Consider the following 23,295-nt stretch of genomic DNA (forward strand, 5'->3'; position numbering starts at 1 on the left):
ATTATGGCAACAGATGAAAGACTAGTTTATAGTGATGCTGATTTAGCAGAGTTTAAAGAAATTATCCTAAAGAAAATTGAAAAAGCGAAAAAAGATTTAGAAATCTTACAAAGCTCTTACAAAAACGGAAGTTCTAACAATACAGATGATACTTCTCCACAGTTCAAAGCCTTTGAAGAGGGTTCTGAAACTATGTCTAAAGAAGCAAATGTTCAGTTGGCAATTCGTCAAGAAAAGTTCATTAGAGATTTAAGAAATGCGTTGTTACGTATTGAAAATAAAACCTACGGAATTTGCCGTGCTACAGGAAAATTAATTAGAAAAGAACGTTTGAGATTGGTGCCTCACGCTACTTTGAGTATTGATGCCAAAAACGCCGAAAACAAATAAAAAAGGACTACAAGTCCAATATTAATTGCCATATAAAAGTTTGTGATTTCGATTGCAAACTTTTCTTTTTAAGACCGACATGAATATCAAAAAATCTATTCTACTTATTATAGTTGTTTTATTAATTGATCAAATTAGTAAAATTTACATCAAAACCAATTTTCAACTAGGAGAAGAAATTTACGTTTTTGATTGGTTCAGAATTCACTTTATAGAAAATAACGGAGCTGCTTGGGGAACTGAACTAGGTGGAAAAACTGGAAAACTAATTCTAACATTATTCCGTTTGTGTGCTATTGTTGGAATAGGATATTGGCTACATAAAAGCATTAAAGAAAAAGCACACAATTTGTTAATTGTTTCCATTTCATTAATTTTTACAGGAGCCTTAGGAAATATTATAGATTCTGTGTTTTACGGAATTCTATTTACAGACTCTTACGGTCAATTGGCCACTTATGATACGGCAAATGCGTATGGAGAACTATTCCATGGAAAAGTAGTAGATATGCTTTATTTCCCTATTTGGCAAGGAAATTTACCCGAATGGCTACCTGTAGTAGGTGGAAATAATTTTACTTTTTTCAATGCTATTTTCAACGTAGCAGATTCAGCTATTTCTATTGGTGTGATGATTTTATTATTTTTTAGTAAAACAATTTTCCCGAAAAAATAAATCAGCATTCAATTGTAAAACAAAAAAGGCTGTCTTTCATATGAAAGACAGCCTTTTTAATAATCGTATCAATATCTTTAATTAGATATTGGCAGCTAACCAATCTCCAACTTCTTTAGTTCCGTAAGATGTACCTCCGTCAGCTAAATCTTCTGTAACTACTCCTTCTTCTAAGGCTTTATTTACAGATGCTCTAATTGCCTTTCCTTCTTCAACCAAACCAAAGTGTTCAAACAACATAGCAGCAGATAAAACAGTTGCCATAGGGTTTGCAATATTCAATCCTGTAGCTTGCGGATAAGAACCATGAATAGGCTCAAACAAAGCAACTTCTGATCCAACTGAAGCCGATGGCATCAATCCCATAGACCCAGAAATTACAGAAGCTTCATCCGTTAAAATATCTCCAAACAAGTTTTCAGTAATCAATACATCATAAGAATTTGGCCATTGTACCAAACGCATTGCAACTGCATCTACAAATTCGTAAGCTACCTCAACTTCTGGATAATCTTTTTCCATAGCCTGAACCGTTTCTCTCCACAAACGTGAAGTTTCTAATACGTTGGCTTTATCTACACAGCATAATTTTTTAGAACGAGTCATCGCCAATTCAAAACCTTTCTTAGCCAAACGCTGTACTTCTTCTCTTGTATACACACAGTTATCAAAAGCAGTTTCTCCACCATCTCTTCTACCTTTTTCACCAAAGTAAATACCTCCAGTTAATTCACGTAAAAAAACCAAATCAGTTCCTTCAATACGCTCTCTTTTTAATGGAGATTTGTCTAACAAAGAAGGAAAAGTGAATGTAGGACGTACATTTGCAAACAATCCTAATTTTTTACGCATTTTTAACAAACCTTGCTCTGGACGAACCGGTGCAGAAGGATTGTTATCATATTTTGGGTGTCCAATAGCACCAAACAAAACCGCATCAGAAGCCACACAAATTTCGTGTGTTTCGTCTGGATAAGGCTCTCCAACTGCATCAATTGCAGCAGCACCTGTTAAAGCAGGTTTCCAAGTTAATTCATGTCCAAATTTTGCAGCAATTGCATCAGAAACTTTTACAGCCTGATCAATTACCTCTGGTCCAATTCCGTCACCAGCTAATAATGCAATGTTTAATTTCATTTTATTTATTTTAAGAATGTTAGAATTCAGAATTCAGAAGTTATTCACTTCGTTGTCCGTATCCTTATTTATATAATGTTCAACATTTTTTCCGTAGCCATGATTGCAGATACCGTTTGATCCGAATCTAAACCACGTGTTTTGTATTCTTTTCCATTCAGCTCCCAAGTGATTACCGTTTCACACAAAGCATCTGAATTAGACCCTGGTGGTATACGAACGGAGTAATCTGTTAGCGTTGGCAACTTCAATTCTTTTTTCTTGTATATTTTGCGTAGTGCTTTTACAAAAGCATCGTACTGACCATCACCACTTGCACTCTCTTCAATTGTTTCTCCCTCAAATGAAACCGCTACTGTTGTAGATGGTCGCAATCCTTTTGCATGGGTTAACACGTAAGAAACTACTTTAACTTTTTCTGAAATTGTATTGGAATTTAAAACATCAGAAATAATATAAGGCAAATCGTTTTGAGTAACTAATTCTTTTTTATCACCCAACTCAATCACTCTTTGCGTAACTAATTTTAATTCTTCGTCATTCAAATTCAGCCCTAAATCTTGTAGATTTTTTTGAATATTAGCTTTTCCCGATGTTTTTCCTAAAGCGTATTTACGCTTACGTCCAAAACGCTTAGGCAACAAATCATTAAAATATAAATTATTTTTGTTGTCACCATCCGCATGGATTCCTGCTGTTTGTGTAAATACATTTTCTCCTACAACGGGTTTGCTTTCCGGAATTTTAAAGCCCGAAAAAGCCTCTACCATTTTGCTGACTTTATACAGCGCTTTTTCATTGACTTCTACCAAGTAATTAGGCATAAAATCATTTACTACAGCAACCACACTTGCCAAAGGAGCATTTCCTGCACGTTCTCCCATACCATTTAAGGTTAAATGCAGACCATCGGCACCTCCTTTAATTGCCTCCATCGCATTGGCAACACTCAAATCATAATCATTATGACAATGAAAATCTAAATGTAACGTAGGATATTTATCCTTAATATCTTTAATATATTCAAAAGATTCTTGAGGAGTTAAAATTCCCAAAGTATCTGGCAGCATCACTCTTTTTACAGGTTGTGTTGCAATAAAATCTAAATATTGATACACGTATTCTCTAGAATTACGCATTCCATTAGACCAATCTTCTAAATAAACATTGGTTTCTATACCATTTTTATCTGCTTCTTTAACAGCATCTGCAATTTCAGAAAAATGTTGTTCAGGTGTTTTTCTTAACTGATGTTCTAAATGATTCATAGAACCTTTGGTCAACAAATTTTGAACTTTAGCCCCTGCCTCTAGCATCCATTGTATTGAGGTACCTTTATCAACAAAGGTCAACACTTCAATTTTACCTATATGCCCTTGTTGAATTGCCCATTCTGTAATATTTTTAACTGCATTGAACTCACCCTGAGACACACGTGCCGAAGCGATTTCTATACGATCTACTTTTAATTCCTCCAACAACAATTGGGCTATTGTAAGTTTTTCGTTTGCAGCAAAAGACACTCCCGAGGTTTGTTCACCATCACGGAGCGTTGTATCCATTATTTCTATTTTCTTTTTGCTCATATGATCTAAGCTAGTTTTTAGGAACTTTAAAATTTTAATTATGATATCCAATCATTTTAATTAAAACCCAACCCTAAAATACAGCAGGCAAAGATAAAAAAAGCGTTTTACAATCATATCTAAACCTCCTCATAAAAAACACTTTTTATTAAAACTACAGTAATTTAAAAATTAAATTCAAAAAAACACACAAACAATTCTTTCAAAAAAACAATCTTTACTCCAAAATATTAACTATAATACACCAAAAACACTTATTTACTAACAAAACAACATGAATGCAAAAAAAGAGCAAGTATTTGACTGAATAAAGAATCCTATAAATCTACAAGAATCTGATATTTGATAAAAAATTAACCTAAACCAAATGAGAACAATTAAATATTTTTCAACCATTCTATTATTACTAACTCTTCATATTTCGTGTTCAACAGATGACAATCTTAAATATGAATCCCCAAAAAGAGCAAATGAATTTACCAACTTTACTTTTAACAACACCAATCAAACTATAGATAGTGAAATAACTATTACAATTGAATCTGGTGACTATCAATCAACCGAAGTTCATTTTGTTGATGAAATTGGAGTTCCTTATACCCCTCCTAAAACAGAACCAAGTGAAGGAGAGACTATAGATGATTTAGACAATGTTCTTATACCGACTATTACAGCAACTGAAAACAACAATTTAGAATATAAAATCGAGGTTCATAAACTTAGGCCAGAAGATCAAGCTTTTTCTACTATCGAAGATTTTTTAGTCGAAATTAAAGTTGTAACCAATAACGGAACTGAATTAACCGGATATCGTAGAATCTATTTTAATGACATTGAATACACAATAGACAACGAATACCTATTTATAGGTGATGGAGCTAACATTGAATTTACCCCTCTAAAATATACAGAAATTGAAATCACACTTATGGATGAAGCTGGAGTACCTTCTGTTATTGATGAGAATGAGATTGTAACTATCAATGAAATAGACGATACAAATTTCACTATTTCTGCAACGGAACCAACGGAACAATTGATAGAAGTAAAATTAACCAATGAAAATGGTGATGAATTTACAAGTAATCATTTAATTCACTTTTATGCGCATGGAACAGTAGATTACTACAAAACTGTAGAAGGTATAGAGTTAGGTGTAGATACTACCGAAAAACTGACGTTAATACATGGAGCTCCCGTTGAAGAAGATAAACTGACATCAGAAGATGGCTTAACAGAAAGATGGCAATATTTATCAGATGGAATAGGATTTGAAGTAAACGCACAAACACAAATTATTGAAAAAGTTTATTACTATTCAACATCATATGAAGATTACCCTGCTGGTTCGCCATACGTAATTGAGGAGGATTTAAAATATAAAATGGGAGTAATGAAAGCAAAACACCCTAAAAATGGTATTGATGCTGACCCTACTGAAAACGGTACAATTAAGGAAGCAACTTCTGATGGAGATGGTGGATTCAATGTAGATGGTGTTTACTATTTTGATTTTGAAAACATAGGTAGATTTATCTATATTTCTGATAGTAAGGATAACGTAAATACAGCATTTGTAGTTCAAGTTATTATAGGATAAACTAGAGAACTCAATTAAGAATAATAAAAGGTCACTTAAATATATTTTAAGTGACCTTTATATGTTTAAAAAAATATTTTCATACACTACAACAATAGCTTGATTGTAGCTCTACAATTACACATCAAGTTTATAAACGCTATTAAAAATTTACATTAACGAAACAAAAAACTAGACCTATTTATATATAGCACCTTTGTCAGTTTGTAAGAATTAAAATTTGATATGGCAATATTTAATAATAAGGGGTTTATTTTCTGACTAAAATAAATTCACCTAAATTTTTTACAACATCACAATCCTTCTTTTTTTCATTCTTTACACATGTATGTCTTTTGCTATTATTTCTATCACAAGATCAAATCTAATTACAAATACAACCTTCCCTTTTTATAAAAACCTTAGACAAATATTCATTATTCAATAATTTAAACTCTATTAGTTTATCAAAAAAACAAGAATACCTCTATTAATTTAGACATGTTGCTCTATAAGATCAATTTAACATGATATGAGGATACATCAGCACGATAAGAGTAAGCCCCCCTTAATGGGTTATCTATAATTTTACAGATAAACCAATAAAACCAACAAACAGTCATGAAAAAACTATTTTCCGCATTAAAATCATGCTTTATTCTTACTTTATTATTTGCTTGTTCAGATGATGACACCATTACATCTAATCCAAACAATAACAATATTGTAACTAATATTTCCATCAATAAACAAAATGCTTTTACCGATGAAGAAATTACACTTACATTTGATGCTAGTAATTATGATGCTATTACTGTAACTTCAGAAGAACCTTCTATCAACATAACATCAACCTCAGAAACGTCTTACACATTAACTTCAGAGCAACTATCTTCTGGGTATATTAATATTACAACTACTAAAGATACTATTAGTGAACTAAATCAAGTATTGGTTAATTTTCATGAACACGGAATAACAGACTACCAAACAATAGAAGGGATAAACATTGCCGACAGCAACATTTACAACCTACTACTACTACACGGCGAACCTGAAGGAATTTACACACAAACAATTACAGAAACTGACACGATTGACAACACAATAACTACAACTACTTCTAATTTTGAAAACTGGCATTATTTATCAAAAGGACTTACTTTTAGAATTAATAGGTACCTTGAAACTGTATTATCTGTAACAGTTTATGGAACTGAATGGGAGGTGAAATTAGACAATGAAGAAAACAATGCTACTGGAGTTAAATATCCATATGAAATTGGAGACATAGGTAATTTTACTGATGGAATTCTAATGGATACGGTTATTGAAGAACTTGGTACAGTGGAAGATGAGGAAAACAAAATAGACGCAACAAATAGCTTGAAACTTTACATATATGATGATGCTAACCCGAACTTAACTAGTAATCAAGAAGTAGGGTTCTATTTCACCTCCGATGAACTTAACGAATATGAAAGTAAAAATGTAAAATTGATCACATTTACATACTAGTAAAAAAGACACCAAACAATTGTTTCAAGATTAAAAACAAATAATTTTTATAATATAAAAAGCCTTGTAATTAAAATTACAAGGCTTTTTATATTATATGATCAAATATATTAGAAAGGTCTTTTACCAGCAAATTCAGTAATTTCTCCTTCAATGTTTTTTAAGTAATCAATATCATCAAAACCGTTTAACATGTTGTCTTTTTTGTAAAGATTGATATCAAAAGATTCAGACTCCCCAGTTGCAACTAAAGTAACTGTTTCGTTAGGTAAATCTACTTTAATTTCTGTTTTAGGATCTGCTTCAATTGCTGCAAATAATTTATCTGCAAACTCAGCTGAAACCTGCACAGGTAATACCCCTACATTTAAACAGTTGTTTTTAAAGATATCTGCAAATGCAGAAGAAATTACACAACGTAATCCAAAATCATAAACAGACCAAGCTGCATGCTCTCTAGAAGAACCAGAACCAAAGTTACGTCCTCCTACTAAAATTTTAGATCCTGCGTAAATATCTTTATTTAATGGAAAATCTGCTTTAGGAGTTCCATCTGCGTTAAATCTCCAGTCACGGAAAAAGTTAATATCAAAATCTACACGCTCAGTTGCTTTTAAGAAACGAGCAGGAATGATTTGATCTGTATCCACGTTCTCTATCGGTAGTGGATAAGCTGTACTTGTTAATACTTCAAATTTATCGTAAGCCATTGTGTTCTATATTTTAAGCGTTAGCGTTAGCAGTTAAAATTGTTCTTGGGTCAGTAACCACACCTTCAACAGCAGAAGCTGCAGCCACTAATGGAGAAGCTAATAAAGTTCTAGATCCAGGTCCTTGACGTCCTTCAAAGTTACGGTTAGAGGTAGAAACTGATAATTTTCCTGCTGGAATTTTATCATCGTTCATTGCTAAACATGCAGAACATCCTGGTTCTCTTAATACAAAACCTGCTTCTGAAATGATTGTATCTAATCCTTCTTCTCTAATTTGATCTACTACTTTGTGAGATCCCGGTACCAACCATGCAGTAACATGATCTGCTTTTTTACGTCCTTTAACTACTGAACAGAAAGCTCTAAAGTCTTCTATACGTCCGTTAGTACAAGATCCTAAAAACACAAAATCAATCTTTTTACCAATCATAGTATCTCCTTCATGGAAATCCATATAACCTAAAGATTTTCTATAGGTCTCTACGCCTCCTTTTAAAGATTCTGCAGTAGGAATATCTTTTGTTACTCCCATTCCCATTCCTGGATTGGTTCCGTAAGTAATCATTGGCTCAATATCTGCTGCATCGTAGTTAAACTCAGCATCAAACTCAGCACCTTCATCAGTACTTAACGTTTTCCAGTATTCCATTGCTTTGTCCCAATCTGCTCCCTTAGGAGTTTGAGCACGACCTGCGATGTAATCAAATGTTTTTTGATCTGGAGCAATCATACCACCACGAGCACCCATCTCAATAGACAAATTACACACAGTCATACGACCTTCCATGGTCATATTTTCAAAAACATCTCCTGCATATTCTACAAAGTAACCTGTAGCTCCAGAAGTTGTTTGCTTAGAAATAATATATAAAGCAACATCTTTAGGTGTTACCCCTAATCCTAATTTTCCGTTTACGTTGATACGCATTGCCTTAGGCTTAGACTGCATAATACATTGAGTAGACAATACCATTTCTACTTCAGAAGTACCAATACCAAAAGCAATAGCACCAAAAGCACCGTGAGTAGATGTATGTGAATCTCCACAAACAATAGTTGCTCCTGGCAATGTAATTCCATTTTCAGGCCCTACAACGTGAACAATACCATTGTTAATATCTCCCAATCCCCAGTGAGAAATTCCATGCTTTTTTGCATTTCTTTCTAAGGCATTTAACTGGTTTGCAGACAATGCATCTTCTACAGGTAAATGTTGATTGATAGTTGGTGTGTTGTGATCCGCAGTTGCAAAGGTACGCTCTGGGTACAATACACTATTCCCTCTACTTTCTAATCCTAAAAACGCTACTGGACTTGTAACTTCGTGGATAAAATGACGATCAATAAAGAACACATCCGGTCCGTCTTGTACATGACGAACTACGTGTGAGTCCCAAACTTTGTCAAATAATGTTGTTGCCATATTGATTTAGACTTATTTATTATTTTCTGTTATGGTTGCAATTCAACGAATTACAGGTCGGCAAATTTACAAAAAAACATACGACAAGCAATTAGACTCACTATAAATTATTACGATGCCCAACGCTAATTTCTCTTTGGAATTCCTTCAGAAAAAACAACATAACTATTCCGCAAACAATGACTCAATTGCTATCTTTATCCCATTAACATCTTCTTTGTATTATGAAATATTTATCTTGCCACAATTGCCAACATTCTAATCCTTTAACCTCAGAATATCAAATATTTTGCGAAAGTTGTGGTAAAAAAATGGAAAACAATTTTAAGTCTTGGCAAAAAAAATATCCTCACAAAAACTTTGAAGCTTTTCAACTAGAAGTAGGCACAAACAAAACCGTCCAAACAAAACCCAAAAAAAAATTCACCTTAAAAAAAGGATTGCAAATTGCTTTCTTTATCATTTCTTTTAGCATTTCTTTTTTTCTGGTTAAAAAAGTGACTCCAAAAATCTATACTTATTTTTATGAATTGGCATTTCCTGTTTCTGAATTATTAGATAAGGAATGGTCTAGACAGTACTTTTTAAACAAACAAGTTTCTGTTAGCTCTCCTTTTCTGTTAGAAAAGAAAGATCTTGATTTGCCTCTTGATGAGTCTGTAAAAAAAGTGATTTTAGAAATGGAAAATCACATTTACGAAAGCAATCCTAACTTTAATATTGTACTTTCTTACGCTACTTACAGCGCATCTATTGGAAAAGTAGATCTGAAAGGAGCTTCTAACGGAACCGCAAATGGAGCTATGCAAGAATTAAAAGGTACAGACTTATTTTTTAATGATGAAAATATTTTCATCAATCAATATCCTGCCATTCTAAAAAAGGGAACTTTTAACGCAAAAGGAGAAGAGTTTCATTTTAAAATCATCAGTTGTGTTAAAAAGGATTTAACGCTAGTCAACTTGATCACTTTTTGGATTGGAAAAAATGAAAACTACGAATTACTTACTGACAGAATCGTCAATTCTTTAGAAATTAGATAAACCGTTATATTTCTTCAGAATCATACACTTGTACTTTTCCCCACAAATTAGAAGCTTCTTTTAAAAACAAAGCATGAGCAGGTTCTTTTTGATACAAATTGTGTTGTTCCTTGTTTTCAAAACTAACCAACAAGCAATAGGTATAACTATTATCTACTACTTCTCTATCTGTATGCGCTGGCTTAGTTATAAAAGCAGTTCTTGTATATATAGAAGCATTTAAAAACTTTTGCAAAGCAACTTCAAAAGCTTCGCAATCTTTATTGTTTTCTGGCTGTTTTAACCAAAAATACACGTTGTGAAAAAATATTTTATTCTCCATTTTTAACTAATTTATTTACCCGATACAATTAATACAATTTCTCCTTTTGGAGGTTTATTTGTATAAAATTCTGCCAATTCTGTAACCGTTCCTCGTCTAGTTTCTTCAAACATTTTGGTCAATTCCCTAGAAACAGAAGCCTGTCTATCTGCTCCTAAATACTCCGCCAAATGAGTCAATGTTTTAACCAATTTATGAGGTGATTCATACAAAATAATAGTTCTATCCTCTTCTACCAAACGTAACAAACGTGTTTGACGTCCTTTTTTTACAGGCAAAAATCCTTCAAAAACAAATTTTTCATTAGGCAAACCAGAATTCACCAAAGCAGGAACAAAAGCAGTTGCACCAGGCAAACACTCTACAGGAATATCATTCTGAATGCAAGCACGAGTCAACAAAAAACCTGGATCTGAAATGGCAGGGGTTCCTGCATCAGAAATCAAAGCAACCGTAGTTCCGCTTTTTATTTTATTGATGATATTCTCTACTGTTTTATGCTCATTGTGCATGTGGTGACTTTGCATATGCGTAGTAATTTCATAATGCTTCATCAGCTTACCACTGGTACGTGTATCTTCTGCCAATACCAAATCCACTTCTTTTAAAACTTTAATAGCTCTAAAAGTCATATCTTCTAAATTTCCAATAGGTGTTGGTACTAGGTATAGTTTCATTTTTTACAGGAATACTTTCTACTAATTAATCTTAAAATTTGTTAGCACATCGGCTATTTTTCGGTTGTCTGATAATTGAGGAATTTTATTCTGTCCTCCAAACTTCCCTATTGATTTCATGTACTCATGAAAACCACCTTTTTGAACTTTAGTAACAACCAAAGGTCTTAGCACACTACCTTTGATCAAATCAAAATAATATATATTCTGTTCTTGCATGGATTGATCCATCTTTTGAGTAAAAGCTTCTAAATCTTTTGGTTCGTTTTCAAATTCAATGAACCATTCATGATATGGCAATCCTTTTTCTGGAGCTACTTGTGGAGCAACCGTAAATTCACTTACAGCAACATCTGTTCCAGCAACAGCATCATTCAATGCTTTCTGAACTTCTTTCCCAATCACATGTTCTCCAAAGGCAGATATAAAATGTTTGATACGCCCCGTAACTTTAATTCTATATGGAGACACCGATGTAAACTCTATCGTGTCACCTATATTGTACCCCCACAATCCTGCCGAAGTATTTAAAATAATCGCATAATTCACCCCTAGTTTTACTTCTCCTATAGACAATCTTGGTGGGTTTTCGTCAAAAAACTGATCCGCTGGAATAAATTCATAAAAAATCCCACTATTCAACTGCAACAACATTCCTTTTTCAGTCTGACTATCTTGATAAGCTATAAAACCTTCGGATGCAGGATACAACTCTACATAATTGATCTCCTTACCAATAAGACTCTCAAATTTATTTTTATAAGGCTCAAAATTTACTCCCCCATAAATAAAGAAGTTGAATTTAGGAAACAACTCAGCCACCGTTTTCCCCGTTTTTTCGTGTAACCTCTCAAAGTACATTTGCACCCAAGATGGAATACCACTAATCACAGACATGTCTTCATTTACCGTTTCTTCTACGATAGCATCTACTTTGGTTTCCCAATCTTCAATACAATTGGTTTCCCAACTTGGCAATCTATTTTTTTGCAAGTATTTAGGCACATAGTGCGCTACAATACCGCTCAACCGTCCTAACTGAACTCCTTTTAAATCTTTTAAAATTGGGCTTCCTTGTAAGAAAATCATTTTACCATCTACAAAAGAAGCATCTCCTGTTTCTGCAATGTAAAACAACAACGCATTTCTAGCTGATGCAATATGCGTAGGCATAGATTCTTTAGTGATGGGAATGTATTTTGCTCCTGAAGTTGTTCCAGATGTTTTTGCGTAATACAACGGACGGCCTGTCCACAATACATCCGATTCACCTGCTACCATTCTATCTACATAAGACCGAATACCTTCATAATCATTTACTGGAACTTGTTTCTTAAAGTCTTCGTAAGTATTTATACTTTCAAAATTATGATCTTTACCAAAAGCCGTATTTTTTGCTGTTTTTATTAAATATTGAAAGACCTCTTCTTGTGTCTCTACAGGTTTGTTTGCCCATTTGTAAACTTGTTTACAAACTATTTTTGCAAACGGCAATGCTATTTTTGATTTGATACTCATTTCTTAAAACTTCATAAAATTAGTTGGATCTACAGGATATCCATCTTTCCATATTTCGAAATGAAGGTGCGGACCAGTACTCAACTCCCCCGTAGAACCTACATTTGCTATAATCTGACCTGCCTTAACCAATTCTCCTTGAGATACATTTATTTTACTATTGTGTTTGTATACTGATACATAATTTTTCTTATGTAATAAAACCACTACATAACCTGTTTCTATAGACCATTCTGAATACACAACCACTCCGTCGGCCAACGCTTTTACGGGAGCTTCTTTTTCGGTGACAATATCAACCGCAAAATGTTTGGTTACAGGATTAAATTCTTGCGTAATACTTCCGTAAACTGGTGTTACAAAAACCTGTTCTAGTTTTTCATTCTCATAACCATATATACTAAAACGTTCTTCTCTTTCTACATTCTGCCTAAATACCGAATCTAAACTTGAATTTTCTAGCAATTCTAACTCCTCATCATTAATGGTCATCTCATCGTCTAAATTGTCTAAACTCACAAATGAAGTAAGTGTGTCTGCTTTTAAATTGTAATTTTTACGTAAACTTTCTATTATTTTGTTTTTCTGCTCTAGCAACGCATACAAGCTTTTCAACTTGATATGTATAGAATCATTGTTTGCTATACCTGATTGATAAACAGACTCTCCTTCTTTAGTCACATAAGGCAACTCTCCTATTTCAATAGCATTGTCTCCTAACAAAACGGGCTTCATAGATTCCGTATAAGATTTTAACGCTACTATTTGTCGTTGTAAAGTATCTAGTTTAAAATTTAAATTGATTGCATCTTTTTTCAATTCTGGAGATTCAAACCCTGGAATGTATTCTTTTAAAGAAGTGGAAACAATCAAACCTGTTGTAAAAAAAATCAACAATACGCTAAACACTCCTCCAAAAACAAAAACATTTAGGAGTGTTAATTTAAAAGAGAATTTCTCCTCAAAAGAGTCCTCAGTCAAAACTACCAAACGGTATTTTTTAACTAATTTCTTTTTTATCTCTTTGCGTTTTTTCTTGGTCATTTACTTCTAAACTGTTTTTCAACTGGAAATTTTATTTCTTATTCAATCAACAAATGTACTATTTATACTTTTTATTTATAAAAATTCATCAAATCAATATATTCCCATACTTTGCATGGTAACAAATGTTTAACACTCTTTCCATTTTTAATGGCATTTCTTATAAACGTTGATGATATTTCAATAATGGGTGCTTCTACAACTTTAACTTTTGGGTGATTTACCAAATCATTTTCTTTTTGACTACTCCCTATTCTTGGATACACAAACACTTGGTAGTGTTCTAAAATGACTTCGTAATTTTTCCATTTATGAAATGATTTTAAATTGTCTTCCCCCATAATAATGCCAAAATCATAATTCGGAAATTTTTCTGATATATGAACCAATGTATCAATGGTATAATTGGGCTGTTTCAATTTGAACTCAATATCTGTAGGGTGAATGTGTTCAAAATCTTCCGTTGCTTTGTACACCATCTCTAATCGATGGTAATTTTCTAACAAAGTACTTTTTTTCTTATGTGGGTTGTGCGGTGTTACTACCATCCAGATTTCATCCATATCTGTATAATGCAACATATGATTGGCCAAAATTACGTGCCCCACATGAACAGGATTGAACGTTCCAAAATACAAACCAACTTTCATACTACACCAATTCTATTTGAATTCCAGACCAAAGTCCTATTCTTTTTTCAATCGCCTCTTCAGAAACGGCTAGGACCTCAATCCATTTTTGTTCATCATCTCCACACAATTCCTCTATCATTTTTAAAGACAATGGCCCATGTTCATCACCATCTAGTTCAATGTGTCTTTCTAAATAATACAACAACTTGGTGTAAGCCTTGTTTTGATTTTGTTTTTTAGTTTCCTTAACTATTTCTAAAAACATTTCAGGAATCACATCTTCTCTTCCAAAGGTAAAAGCAGCTGCAATTTCATGTGTATTTTCTCGCTCAATAATTTCAAAAGTATACGACACAAAATCATATACAGACGGAGAAACATTTACTTTTCTCAAAGCTTCTAAGACGGGAATTCCTTGTTGCAACAACGCAATAAAATCTTCTATTTTTTGAGTACTTGCCCCCACTTCTTTCATGGCTTCTAAGTACATTTCAAAATGACTCATTGGAGTTCCTAACTCATTTACATCGGTTTCTTCTCCGTGTACAATTTCATTGATAAACCTTGCCGTTACCGCATTTTCTACTGGCAACCAGACTTTAGAAACACAAGTCAATTGAATTTGTAAATTTTTTAACAAAGACATAAAATCCCATACAGCAAACACATGGCTTTCCATAAACAATTTTACATCATCAATTGTATTCAACTCTTTGTACAAAGAATGCGAATTCAATTTATCAATAGCTGAATGTATCTTTTGTTGAACAACTTCAATCTTCATAACTTATTTCTTCAAAAATTCTGACACCAATTTATAGGCTTCTTGTTTTGCTATATCTAACTCATTATTCACTAAAATAGTATCAAACTTTTTAGCAAAATCTAATTCCTGCTCCGCTTTGGCAACACGCATCTTTATTTTTTCTTCAGATTCTGTAGCTCTACCTCGCAATCTTCGTTCCATTTCTTCAATAGAAGGTGGTTGTACAAAAATTGCTAAAGTTTCTTTAGAAAATTGTTGCTTTATATTTAACCCACCAACCACGTCTATATCAAAGATTACATGTTTTCCCTCTTCCCAAATCCTATCAATTTCGGACTTTAATGTTCCGTAAAAATTATCTTTATAAACTTCTTCCCATTCCAAAAAAGCTCCTTCTGTTACTTTTTCTTTAAAATCTTTTGCTGATAAAAAATAATAATCTTTTCCATGTACTTCTCCCACTCTCGGTTCACGAGAAGCTGCAGAAATAGAAAAATCCAAAGGCAAGTCAGTTTCTGACAACAAATGCCTAACTATAGTCGTTTTTCCAGAACCCGATGGGGCAGAAAATACAATTAACTTTCCTGAGGCCATTTTACAATACGTTTAAAATTTGTTCTTTTATTTTTTCTAGTTCATTTTTCATCTGAACCACTACTTGCTGCATAGGTGCATAATTAGATTTTGATCCTGTGGTATTGATTTCTCTACCAATTTCTTGAACAATAAATCCTAATTTTTTACCATCAGAAACCTCACTATTCAATTCTTTCAAGAAATATTCTAAGTGATTTGCCAAACGAACTTTTTCTTCGTTGATGTCTAATTTTTCTAGATAATAAATCAATTCTTGTTCAAATCTATTTTCATCTACGGTAACTTGTAAATCATCAATAGCTTTGCGCAATTTTTCTTTTACTGCAATCATTCTATCGTCATCGTGTTGATTGACTTCAATTGCCAAATTCTGAATATTCTGAATACGCTCTCTAAAATCTACTTCTAGTGATTCTGCTTCGTCTTTTCTAAACTTTACCAATGCTGCAATAGCTTCATCAACTCCTCCTTCTATCAAAGCCCATTCTGTTGGATCTAATTCCTCACGCTCCGTTTTTAAAGCATCTGGCAGTCTCATTGCCATGTCTAAGAATTCAACATCGGATCCTGTTGCAATTTCTTTTAGCTGATTCATGTATCCCGAAACAACGTTCACATTCACTTTAGTTTGTGATATTTCGGAAGTCATTTCTACATAAATAGAAAAATCTACCTTTCCTCTAACCACACTCTTTGCTATGGTTTTACGTACATTGATTTCTTTTTCTTTGTAGTATTGAGGTATGCGAACATTTAAATCTAACAATTTACTGTTTAAAGATTTAATTTCGATGGTTACTTTTTTGGTAGGCAATTGTACAATTGCTTTCCCGTATCCTGTCATTGACTGTATCATGAATCCAAAAAATTTGGCTGTAAAAATACGGATTTTACATGGGATAGGCTTCCGAACTACACAGTAACTTTGCTCTTAGTTTCGTTAGGCCTTAAGGTGACTAAATAAACACCTAGAAAAATAAGAAGTGTGCAGCTTATTTTCATCCAAGACAACTCATCCGTTCCTAACAACAATGCAAACAAACTGGCAACAACAGGCTGCACATAAATAAAGGCACTTACTGTAGTTGGCTTTAAATGTTTCAACCCATAAAGATTGAATAAAAAGTTAAAATATGTAGCAAAAACAACCACGTAAGCAATTGCCCAATAAATATTTAAAGGAATTTTATCCCACTGAATTTCTATGACTTCATGAAACACCATAGGAGTCATAAAAATGACACCAAACGTATACAACCATTTTACAAAGACCAAAGGATGGTATTTGTCTACCATTTTTTTGGCTAAAATTAAATACAACGAATAACTTGCTGCATTTACAAACACTAACATATTACCCAAAGGAATGTTGGCTGCATTTGTAGAATTTTGTTTTCCAGCAGTTGTTAAAAAATAAGCCCCTAACAAACCAATAAATATTCCCAATGCACGTTTCCAATGTAATTTTTCTTTGAGTAAAAAAAGAGAAAAAATCAAAACCATGATAGGAGATATAACCATGATGACAGCTCCATTTATGGGAGTTGTTAAACTCAAACCCTTATAAAAAGCCATGACATTCAACACCATTCCAAAAAATGACAGCATAATTATGTATGGAAAATCTTTTTTTTCTAATTTAGGAGACTTCATTACCCAACTCGTAATCCAAAACAGAACGCAAGCACAAGCAATACGTATCCAAACCAATGAAAAAGGTGTCAAATAAGCAGGCATTATTTCTTTGGCAACAGAATACGTTATTCCATAAAAAACAGAAGTACTTGCTACAGCCATTAAAGCCAAGTTTCTTTTTGTCATTTCTATTAGATTTAAATGCAAATATCTATTTTAGCTACCATGAAAAAAACTAAATGCTTTTATATTTTCGGAATTTTCATACTCCTATTTACTTCTTGTAAATCAACCTCTTATATTCAATCAGAAAAGAACAGAAAAATTGTAGCTACTGCTAAAGAATACAAAGGGACTCGATACAAACTAGGAGGTATTACTAAAAGGGGAATGGATTGCTCTGGATTGGTATACACGTCGTTTTTAGAAAACAACATCAAACTACCAAGAATCTCTAGAGAACAAGCTAAAATAGGTAAAACCATTGCTCTTAACCAAACTGTTCCAGGAGATTTGGTCTTTTTTAAAACGTTAAATTCTAAAAACATCAATCATGTTGGAATTGTCATAAAAAATGATTCCCAAAACATTCAGTTTATTCACGCTGCTTTTGAAGGAGTGATCGTTTCATCAACCCAAGAACGATATTGGCATAAAAACTACATTCAAGCACAACGAATCATCAACCCTAAGGCAAATAACAATCAGACAGTAACTACTCAGTATTATACCGTAAAATCTGGAGATACTCTCTACAAAATTTCTAAAACCTATCACACTTCAGTAAAAGCTATTAAGGAAGCAAACAAGCTGTCTTCTGATAAAATTAACATCGGAATGGTTTTAAAAATCATCTAAAAGAGCTCTTCCATTTCCTTTCACATCAACTCTATTTCTATGGAACCAAAACATATTTTAGTCATTCGTTTATCTGCCATGGGAGATGTAGCTATGACCATTCCTGTTCTAAAAACTCTGACAAAGCAACATTCAAACCTTAAAATTACCGTTGTTTCTAAAGCTTTTTTACAACCTCTTTTTGAGGACATCGACAATCTTAATTTTTACGCTGCCGATGTTAACGGAAAACACAAAGGAATTAAAGGTATTTACAAATTATACCAAGAGCTGACCTTGTTTAAAATAGATGCTGTTGCGGATTTACACAACGTTTTACGTTCTAAAATTTTAAGAAGTTTTTTTAAATTAAACGGAACCCCAATCGCATGTATCAACAAAGGAAGAACGGAGAAAAAAGCTTTGACTGCTTTAAAAAACAAACTTTTTAAACCTTTAAAAACCACACATCAACGTTATGCAGATGTTTTTGAACCTTTGGGATTTACACTGAATTTATCAAAACCTGCTTTTAAAGACAAACAACCTTTATTAGAGGAGTTGAAACCCATTTTCAATTATCAAGAACATGACAAAATGATTGGAATTGCTCCTTTTTCTGCACATCAAGGAAAAAACTATCCTTTGGAACTGATGGAAAAAGTGATTGAAGAATTGAGCAAACACGCTAAAATTTTATTGTTTGGTGGTGGACAAAAAGAAATTTCCGTTCTAACAGAACTGACCAAAAAATACAACAACACCTATTGCGTAGCGGGAAAAACAAAGCTAAAAGCAGAGTTGAATCTTATAAGCAACCTAAACGCTATGATTAGTATGGATAGCGGAAACGGACATTTTTCGGCTATGTATGGAGTTCCAACCATTACTATCTGGGGAGCTACGCATCCATTTGCAGGATTCGCTCCTTTTAACCAAACCGAAAATTGCATTTGTGCAGACAGAAATCAATATCCCCTGCTACCCACTTCCGTATATGGCAACAAAATAATTCCTGGCTATGAGAAAGTTATGGAAACCATTACTCCTAACACCATCATAAACAAAGTGTTATCAACAATTAAATAGATTTGTTAATAAAGTTTAATTCGATTCCATTCTTATATTAAGACAAATCTTTAATTTTGATTTTCAATAAATAAATGAAGAGCATGCAAGTATCAGGAAAAATTAAATTAATAAACGACACGCAAACTTTTGGGGCTAGCGGATTTAGAAAAAGAGAATTGGTAGTTACTACGGATGAACAATACCCTCAAATGTTGTTGATAGAGTTTGTACAAGACAAAGTAGATTTATTAGACAATTATAAAGTTGGACAAGACGTTACCGTGTCTATCAATTTAAGAGGTAGAGAATGGATCAACCCTGAAGGAGTTGCTAAATATTTCAACTCTATTACTGGTTGGAGAATAGAAGCAAGCGCTGCAGCTGCACCACAAGCAGAAGCACCAGCATCTTTTGAAACTACTTCTATAGCACAAAATGAAGAACCAGATGATTTACCGTTCTAAACAAAACGGATTTCACTAAATAATTTCAACGCTTTCAACAAAAATTGAAAGCGTTTTTTATTTTTACAATATGTATTTACTCCATCAAAACTCTTTAGAATTTCCAGACCCAACCTTGGCCAACAAGGATGACATTCTTGCTATTGGCGGAGATTTATCTACCAAAAGATTGATGAACGCTTACACCAACGGAATTTTTCCATGGTACAATGAAAACGAACCAATTATTTGGTACAGTCCAGCCTGGAGAATGGTGCTAAATCCTAAAGAATACAAACCCTCTAAAAGTCTAAAACAAACTCTTAAAAAAGACATTTTTAAAGTTACTTTCAATCAGAGTTTTAAAGAGGTTATTGCCCATTGTAAAAATATTGAACGAAATGACGGATTGGGAACTTGGATTACCGATGACATGCAAAATGCTTATATAAAATTGCATGAATTAGGAATTGCAAGATCTGTAGAAGTATGGAAAGACAACCATTTGGTAGGTGGTTTGTATGGAATTGACTTAGGGATGGGACATGTTTTTTGCGGAGAAAGTATGTTTAGCAAAGTAAGCAATGCTTCTAAAGTTGCTTTTGCTTGGCTAAATACTTATTTGGCCAAAAACAACTATCAGCTATTAGATTGCCAAGTTTACAACGAACATTTAGAAAGTTTGGGAGCTTATGAAATTCCTAGACAGGAATTTTTGCATATTTTGCAAAAAAATTAGATTAGCTTCGCATCCTATGAACTACTACAAGCTACTTAAAATTAATAATTTTATTAAAAACCCAAGATTAAAATTTTTGGGATTGCTCGTATTTCATCTCTTAAAAAAAAGATATATTTCTGTACAATTTGATCCTGTAAACGCATGCAACTTACGTTGTAAAATGTGTTATTTTACAGACAAAGATTATGTAAAAACGCTCAAAGGAATTTTTCCTAAAGAAGATTTACCTTTGTTTTCTAAAGCGCTGTTCAACAGAGCGGCCAAACTTCAGGTAGGTTGTGGTACAGAACCATCTTTGTATAAAAATTTAGACACTATTTTTGAACTAGCTCACAAAGCAAAAGTGCCCTACATTTCTATGACCACAAATGCCAATCTACTTGAAAAAAATCAACTTGAAAAATGGGTAAAATTAGGACTTAACGAAATAACAGTTTCTCTACACGGTGTCTACAAAGAGAGTTACGAATCTTTTATGGCCAAAGGAAATTTTGATCGTTTTATGCTTTCCTTAACATACATTACTGAAGTCAAAAAAAAATATCCTGATTTCAAACTAAGAATTAATTATACGTTTAATGAAGACAATTTTTTAGAGCTTAAAGATTTTTGGAAAATTTTTGGGGAAATTGATATTGATTATTTGCAAATAAGACCTATCGATAAAATTGGTGAAACAGAATACAACAACTTTTCTCTAGACAAAATACTGCCTATTTACGATGAAGTTTATAACATTATCAACCAAAATGCTATTCAAAACAACACCGTTTTAATTGCTCCAAAACCAAAAAGATTAGAGCATCAAGAATCTATGAATAGTGTCATTCAGCCATTTACCTATTGCTACGTTTCTCCCACTTCTTTTTGGAACAATAATTTTGATTGGAAAACCGAAACTTACGATCAATACGCAAAAAAATCTCAATTGAGTCTTCAACTTTTGAAATTGATTTTCGCTAAAAAATCAACCATTGCTGCTTTGCAAAACAAAACCTTAAACTACGACATCAATTAAACCTTGGCTTAGAAATATATTTTCAAACCAAACTCTTATCTTTGAGCCGTTTTAAACCGCTAAGGTTTCATTTCAAAATATATCAATATGGATATTAAAAACGCTCAACTTGATGTTGACAATTGGATTAAAGAGCATGGTGTTCGTTATTTTAACGAGCTGACAAACATGGCTCAACTAACAGAAGAAGTTGGAGAAGTTGCCAGAATTATAGCTCGCAGATATGGGGAACAGTCCGAAAAAGAAAGTGATAAAAACAAAGATTTAGGTGAAGAACTTTCCGACGTTTTGTTTGTGGTTTTATGTCTTGCTAACCAAACAGGAGTAGATTTACAAGCTGCTTTTGATGCCAAACTAGACTTAAAAACCAAAAGAGATCACGATCGTCATCACAACAATCAAAAATTAAAATAATGGTCAATCAAAAAATAAAAAAAGTAGCTGATACTCCTATTTGGAAATTAGCAATTCGCTTTATGTTTTCTTTTGCATTTATTCTAATCATTGTTTTTACAGCCGCAGAATTATTTAAAAACGGAAACTTGAATGCTATTTCTGAAAGTTTTGAAGACGGAAGTTGGATTCAGTTTGTATTGATTAGAATTACAGTAATTATAGGATATGGTTTTGTAATGGCTTTTTTGACCAAAAGCAAAGCTAAAAACAAAATATAACAATGGCACATGCAGATATTGGAACCAAGTTCCTTAAGAAATACAACGGACCTGTAGACGATTCTTTTCAAATAACGGGTTCTAAAAGTGAAAGCAATCGCTTGCTAATATTACAAGCATTGTACCCAAGCATAGAAATAAGCAATTTATCCAATTCTGATGATTCTAATTTGATGCTAAACGCATTGAATTCATCAGAAACAGAAATCAACATAGGACATGCCGGAACTAGCATGCGTTTCCTAACCAGTTATTTTGCCGTAAAACAAAATTCTGAAATTATCTTGACGGGATCTCCAAGAATGAAAGAACGTCCTATAAAAATTTTAGTAGATGCTTTGCGTGCTTTAGGTGCCAAAATTGAATATGTTGAGAACGAAGGATTTCCTCCGTTAAAAATTACAGGGACAGAATTGACTCAAAGTACAGTAAAAATAGACGGTAGCGTAAGCAGCCAGTACATTTCTTCTTTACTATTGATAGCTCCTACCCTAGCTAAAGGTTTGACTATAAAATTTGAAGGAAAAATCACATCCATTCCTTACATTCAAATGACGTTAAGTTTGTTAAATGAATTGGGAGTAAACACATCTTTTGAAGGACAATTTATCACAGTTGCTCCAACCAAAGAAATTACAAACACTAATTTTACTGTAGAGTCTGATTGGAGCTCAGCATCGTATGCTTACAGTTTTGTTGCACTATCTGAAAACGGAAAATTAGATATCTCTTCTTACAAAACAACGAGCCTTCAAGGAGATTCTGTTTTACAAGAAATTTACAAAGAATTTGGAGTTAGCACCACATTTGACGAACACACCATTCTCTTAGAAAAAACACCTAATTATACATTGCCAACACGTGTAGAATTTGATTTGGTAAAAGCACCCGATATTGCACAAACTATTGCTGTTACCGCTTTAGGACTTGGAGTTGAATGCCACATGACGGGATTGCATACTTTAAAAATTAAAGAAACGGATCGAATTATAGCTCTTTACAACGAACTTACTAAGCTTGGCGGAACCATAGAGTACACAGATGAAACATTGACCGTAAAAGCGTTTAAAAACACGCTGAATAGCGATGTACACATTGCTACCTACAACGATCATAGAATGGCAATGGCTTTTGCTCCGTTGTTGCTAAAAACAAACATCAATATTGACGATGCTGGAGTTGTATCAAAATCTTACCCTAGTTTTTGGGATGATTATGAAAGATTTCAATAAACAGCTCTTTAAAATATACCAA

General features: G+C 33.1%; 26 protein-coding genes. 13 read left to right on the forward strand and 13 right to left on the reverse strand.

The genetic code is table 11. The features are described from left to right. Window positions 1-3 precede the first annotated feature (3 nt). Both Q4548_RS07530 and Q4548_RS07535 read left to right on the forward strand, forming a co-directional pair. A complete protein-coding gene (locus tag Q4548_RS07530; RefSeq protein ID WP_303453247.1) occupies window positions 4-390 on the forward strand; it encodes a TraR/DksA C4-type zinc finger protein in 387 nt (128 codons plus the stop codon). Window positions 391-469: 79 nt separating this feature from the next. After that, window positions 470-1,066 (forward strand): lipoprotein signal peptidase, encoded by a 597-nt coding sequence (locus tag Q4548_RS07535; RefSeq protein ID WP_303453249.1) that lies wholly within the window; start codon window positions 470-472, stop codon window positions 1,064-1,066. Between the two features lie 81 nt (window positions 1,067-1,147). On the opposite strand, the gene leuB is transcribed toward Q4548_RS07535, so the two are convergent. Together leuB and Q4548_RS07545 are read right to left on the reverse strand one after the other, a co-directional pair. After that, complete coding sequence (gene leuB / locus Q4548_RS07540; protein WP_303453251.1) at window positions 1,148-2,203, reverse strand: 3-isopropylmalate dehydrogenase; 1,056 nt, start codon at window positions 2,201-2,203, stop codon at window positions 1,148-1,150. Between the two features lie 68 nt (window positions 2,204-2,271). After that, window positions 2,272-3,789, reverse strand: a complete 1,518-nt coding sequence (locus tag Q4548_RS07545) for an alpha-isopropylmalate synthase regulatory domain-containing protein (protein ID WP_303453253.1) — start codon at window positions 3,787-3,789, stop codon at window positions 2,272-2,274. Between the two features lie 367 nt (window positions 3,790-4,156). Here Q4548_RS07545 and Q4548_RS07550 point away from each other — a divergent pair, with 367 nt between their 5' ends. Together Q4548_RS07550 and Q4548_RS07555 are read left to right on the forward strand one after the other, a co-directional pair. Then, on the forward strand, window positions 4,157-5,389 hold the full coding sequence (locus tag Q4548_RS07550; protein ID WP_303453256.1) for a hypothetical protein: 1,233 nt from the start codon (window positions 4,157-4,159) through the stop codon (window positions 5,387-5,389). A 600-nt stretch (window positions 5,390-5,989) separates the two neighbouring features. Then, window positions 5,990-6,886, forward strand: coding sequence for a hypothetical protein (locus Q4548_RS07555; RefSeq protein ID WP_303453258.1), 897 nt, complete (start codon window positions 5,990-5,992; stop codon window positions 6,884-6,886). Window positions 6,887-6,996: 110 nt separating this feature from the next. Here Q4548_RS07555 and leuD read toward each other — a convergent pair whose 3' ends face one another. Both leuD and leuC read right to left on the reverse strand, forming a co-directional pair. Then, window positions 6,997-7,596, reverse strand: coding sequence for a 3-isopropylmalate dehydratase small subunit (leuD, locus tag Q4548_RS07560; protein WP_303453261.1), 600 nt, complete (start codon window positions 7,594-7,596; stop codon window positions 6,997-6,999). Between the two features lie 13 nt (window positions 7,597-7,609). Beyond that, complete coding sequence (gene leuC, locus Q4548_RS07565; protein ID WP_303453264.1) at window positions 7,610-9,022, reverse strand: 3-isopropylmalate dehydratase large subunit; 1,413 nt, start codon at window positions 9,020-9,022, stop codon at window positions 7,610-7,612. A gap of 311 nt (window positions 9,023-9,333) precedes the next feature. Here leuC and Q4548_RS07570 point away from each other — a divergent pair, with 311 nt between their 5' ends. Continuing rightward, a complete protein-coding gene (locus Q4548_RS07570; protein ID WP_303453266.1) occupies window positions 9,334-10,065 on the forward strand; it encodes a hypothetical protein in 732 nt (243 codons plus the stop codon). Window positions 10,066-10,069: 4 nt separating this feature from the next. Here the strand turns inward: Q4548_RS07570 and Q4548_RS07575 are convergent, their stop codons facing one another. From Q4548_RS07575 to Q4548_RS07615, 9 genes are all read right to left on the reverse strand, one after another. After that, the gene (locus Q4548_RS07575) at window positions 10,070-10,387 is read right to left on the reverse strand and encodes a Dabb family protein (protein WP_303453268.1); all 318 of its coding nucleotides are present in this window, start codon (window positions 10,385-10,387) and stop codon (window positions 10,070-10,072) included. An 11-nt stretch (window positions 10,388-10,398) separates the two neighbouring features. Then, window positions 10,399-11,064 carry a 16S rRNA (cytidine(1402)-2'-O)-methyltransferase gene (rsmI, locus tag Q4548_RS07580; protein WP_303453270.1) on the reverse strand — a complete coding sequence of 222 codons (666 nt, stop codon included), beginning with the start codon at window positions 11,062-11,064 and terminating at the stop codon, window positions 10,399-10,401. Window positions 11,065-11,085: 21 nt separating this feature from the next. Next, the gene (locus Q4548_RS07585; protein ID WP_303453271.1) at window positions 11,086-12,582 is read right to left on the reverse strand and encodes a GH3 auxin-responsive promoter family protein; all 1,497 of its coding nucleotides are present in this window, start codon (window positions 12,580-12,582) and stop codon (window positions 11,086-11,088) included. A gap of 3 nt (window positions 12,583-12,585) precedes the next feature. Beyond that, complete coding sequence (locus Q4548_RS07590) at window positions 12,586-13,626, reverse strand: M23 family metallopeptidase (protein ID WP_303453273.1); 1,041 nt, start codon at window positions 13,624-13,626, stop codon at window positions 12,586-12,588. Window positions 13,627-13,697: 71 nt separating this feature from the next. Beyond that, window positions 13,698-14,276: a nicotinate (nicotinamide) nucleotide adenylyltransferase gene (gene nadD / locus Q4548_RS07595; protein ID WP_303453276.1), complete on the reverse strand. Its 579-nt coding sequence runs from the start codon at window positions 14,274-14,276 to the stop codon at window positions 13,698-13,700. Between the two features lies 1 nt (window position 14,277). Beyond that, window positions 14,278-15,042 carry a DUF3050 domain-containing protein gene (locus tag Q4548_RS07600; protein WP_303453278.1) on the reverse strand — a complete coding sequence of 255 codons (765 nt, stop codon included), beginning with the start codon at window positions 15,040-15,042 and terminating at the stop codon, window positions 14,278-14,280. Between the two features lie 3 nt (window positions 15,043-15,045). After that, window positions 15,046-15,618 carry a guanylate kinase gene (gene gmk / locus Q4548_RS07605; RefSeq protein WP_303453281.1) on the reverse strand — a complete coding sequence of 191 codons (573 nt, stop codon included), beginning with the start codon at window positions 15,616-15,618 and terminating at the stop codon, window positions 15,046-15,048. 1 nt (window position 15,619) lies between these two features. Then, entirely contained in the window at window positions 15,620-16,477 is an 858-nt protein-coding gene (locus tag Q4548_RS07610; protein WP_303453283.1) for a YicC/YloC family endoribonuclease, read from the reverse strand. Between the two features lie 56 nt (window positions 16,478-16,533). Then, complete coding sequence (locus Q4548_RS07615; RefSeq protein WP_303453285.1) at window positions 16,534-17,442, reverse strand: DMT family transporter; 909 nt, start codon at window positions 17,440-17,442, stop codon at window positions 16,534-16,536. 39 nt (window positions 17,443-17,481) lie between these two features. Here Q4548_RS07615 and Q4548_RS07620 point away from each other — a divergent pair, with 39 nt between their 5' ends. The 8 genes from Q4548_RS07620 to Q4548_RS07655 all read left to right on the forward strand — a co-directional run bounded on the left by Q4548_RS07620 (window position 17,482) and on the right by Q4548_RS07655 (window position 23,273). Then, a complete protein-coding gene (locus Q4548_RS07620; protein WP_303453287.1) occupies window positions 17,482-18,114 on the forward strand; it encodes an NlpC/P60 family protein in 633 nt (210 codons plus the stop codon). Between the two features lie 39 nt (window positions 18,115-18,153). Continuing rightward, window positions 18,154-19,182, forward strand: a complete 1,029-nt coding sequence (locus Q4548_RS07625) for a glycosyltransferase family 9 protein (RefSeq protein ID WP_303453290.1) — start codon at window positions 18,154-18,156, stop codon at window positions 19,180-19,182. Window positions 19,183-19,265: 83 nt separating this feature from the next. Beyond that, complete coding sequence (locus tag Q4548_RS07630) at window positions 19,266-19,628, forward strand: DUF3127 domain-containing protein (RefSeq protein ID WP_303453293.1); 363 nt, start codon at window positions 19,266-19,268, stop codon at window positions 19,626-19,628. 70 nt (window positions 19,629-19,698) lie between these two features. Then, a complete protein-coding gene (aat, locus tag Q4548_RS07635) occupies window positions 19,699-20,346 on the forward strand; it encodes a leucyl/phenylalanyl-tRNA--protein transferase (protein WP_303453296.1) in 648 nt (215 codons plus the stop codon). 16 nt (window positions 20,347-20,362) lie between these two features. Then, window positions 20,363-21,367 carry a radical SAM protein gene (locus tag Q4548_RS07640; RefSeq protein ID WP_303453299.1) on the forward strand — a complete coding sequence of 335 codons (1,005 nt, stop codon included), beginning with the start codon at window positions 20,363-20,365 and terminating at the stop codon, window positions 21,365-21,367. Between the two features lie 87 nt (window positions 21,368-21,454). Further along, window positions 21,455-21,781 (forward strand): nucleotide pyrophosphohydrolase, encoded by a 327-nt coding sequence (locus Q4548_RS07645; RefSeq protein ID WP_167182153.1) that lies wholly within the window; start codon window positions 21,455-21,457, stop codon window positions 21,779-21,781. Continuing rightward, window positions 21,781-22,041 (forward strand): hypothetical protein, encoded by a 261-nt coding sequence (locus Q4548_RS07650; RefSeq protein ID WP_303453305.1) that lies wholly within the window; start codon window positions 21,781-21,783, stop codon window positions 22,039-22,041. The genes Q4548_RS07645 and Q4548_RS07650 overlap by 1 nt, the downstream gene beginning before the upstream one ends. Window positions 22,042-22,043: 2 nt before the next feature. Further along, complete coding sequence (locus Q4548_RS07655) at window positions 22,044-23,273, forward strand: 3-phosphoshikimate 1-carboxyvinyltransferase (protein WP_303453308.1); 1,230 nt, start codon at window positions 22,044-22,046, stop codon at window positions 23,271-23,273. Window positions 23,274-23,295 lie beyond the last annotated feature (22 nt).

Origin of the sequence: Wenyingzhuangia sp. 2_MG-2023, from assembly GCF_030548295.1 — a bacterium.
GTDB lineage: Bacteria > Bacteroidota > Bacteroidia > Flavobacteriales > Flavobacteriaceae > Wenyingzhuangia.

Excerpts from the sequence above, each read along its gene's own strand:
- Q4548_RS07550 (WP_303453256.1), top strand. The coding sequence starts at position 4,157 with ATGAGAACAATTAAATATTTTTCAACCATTCTATTATTACTAACTCTT.
- Q4548_RS07530 (WP_303453247.1), top strand. The coding sequence starts at position 4 with ATGGCAACAGATGAAAGACTAGTTTATAGTGATGCTGATTTAGCAGAG.
- Q4548_RS07585 (WP_303453271.1), bottom strand. The coding sequence starts at position 12,582 with ATGAGTATCAAATCAAAAATAGCATTGCCGTTTGCAAAAATAGTTTGT.
- Q4548_RS07650 (WP_303453305.1), top strand. The coding sequence starts at position 21,781 with ATGGTCAATCAAAAAATAAAAAAAGTAGCTGATACTCCTATTTGGAAA.
- Q4548_RS07625 (WP_303453290.1), top strand. The coding sequence starts at position 18,154 with ATGGAACCAAAACATATTTTAGTCATTCGTTTATCTGCCATGGGAGAT.
- Q4548_RS07655 (WP_303453308.1), top strand. The coding sequence starts at position 22,044 with ATGGCACATGCAGATATTGGAACCAAGTTCCTTAAGAAATACAACGGA.
- Q4548_RS07575 (WP_303453268.1), bottom strand. The coding sequence starts at position 10,387 with ATGGAGAATAAAATATTTTTTCACAACGTGTATTTTTGGTTAAAACAG.
- Q4548_RS07645 (WP_167182153.1), top strand. The coding sequence starts at position 21,455 with ATGGATATTAAAAACGCTCAACTTGATGTTGACAATTGGATTAAAGAG.
- Q4548_RS07620 (WP_303453287.1), top strand. The coding sequence starts at position 17,482 with ATGAAAAAAACTAAATGCTTTTATATTTTCGGAATTTTCATACTCCTA.
- Q4548_RS07615 (WP_303453285.1), bottom strand. The coding sequence starts at position 17,442 with ATGACAAAAAGAAACTTGGCTTTAATGGCTGTAGCAAGTACTTCTGTT.
- Q4548_RS07590 (WP_303453273.1), bottom strand. The coding sequence starts at position 13,626 with ATGACCAAGAAAAAACGCAAAGAGATAAAAAAGAAATTAGTTAAAAAA.
- leuC (WP_303453264.1), bottom strand. The coding sequence starts at position 9,022 with ATGGCAACAACATTATTTGACAAAGTTTGGGACTCACACGTAGTTCGT.
- aat (WP_303453296.1), top strand. The coding sequence starts at position 19,699 with ATGTATTTACTCCATCAAAACTCTTTAGAATTTCCAGACCCAACCTTG.
- Q4548_RS07640 (WP_303453299.1), top strand. The coding sequence starts at position 20,363 with ATGAACTACTACAAGCTACTTAAAATTAATAATTTTATTAAAAACCCA.
- Q4548_RS07555 (WP_303453258.1), top strand. The coding sequence starts at position 5,990 with ATGAAAAAACTATTTTCCGCATTAAAATCATGCTTTATTCTTACTTTA.
- Q4548_RS07600 (WP_303453278.1), bottom strand. The coding sequence starts at position 15,042 with ATGAAGATTGAAGTTGTTCAACAAAAGATACATTCAGCTATTGATAAA.
- rsmI (WP_303453270.1), bottom strand. The coding sequence starts at position 11,064 with ATGAAACTATACCTAGTACCAACACCTATTGGAAATTTAGAAGATATG.
- Q4548_RS07545 (WP_303453253.1), bottom strand. The coding sequence starts at position 3,789 with ATGAGCAAAAAGAAAATAGAAATAATGGATACAACGCTCCGTGATGGT.
- nadD (WP_303453276.1), bottom strand. The coding sequence starts at position 14,276 with ATGAAAGTTGGTTTGTATTTTGGAACGTTCAATCCTGTTCATGTGGGG.
- Q4548_RS07610 (WP_303453283.1), bottom strand. The coding sequence starts at position 16,477 with ATGATACAGTCAATGACAGGATACGGGAAAGCAATTGTACAATTGCCT.
- leuB (WP_303453251.1), bottom strand. The coding sequence starts at position 2,203 with ATGAAATTAAACATTGCATTATTAGCTGGTGACGGAATTGGACCAGAG.
- Q4548_RS07570 (WP_303453266.1), top strand. The coding sequence starts at position 9,334 with ATGGAAAACAATTTTAAGTCTTGGCAAAAAAAATATCCTCACAAAAAC.
- gmk (WP_303453281.1), bottom strand. The coding sequence starts at position 15,618 with ATGGCCTCAGGAAAGTTAATTGTATTTTCTGCCCCATCGGGTTCTGGA.
- Q4548_RS07630 (WP_303453293.1), top strand. The coding sequence starts at position 19,266 with ATGCAAGTATCAGGAAAAATTAAATTAATAAACGACACGCAAACTTTT.
- leuD (WP_303453261.1), bottom strand. The coding sequence starts at position 7,596 with ATGGCTTACGATAAATTTGAAGTATTAACAAGTACAGCTTATCCACTA.
- Q4548_RS07535 (WP_303453249.1), top strand. The coding sequence starts at position 470 with ATGAATATCAAAAAATCTATTCTACTTATTATAGTTGTTTTATTAATT.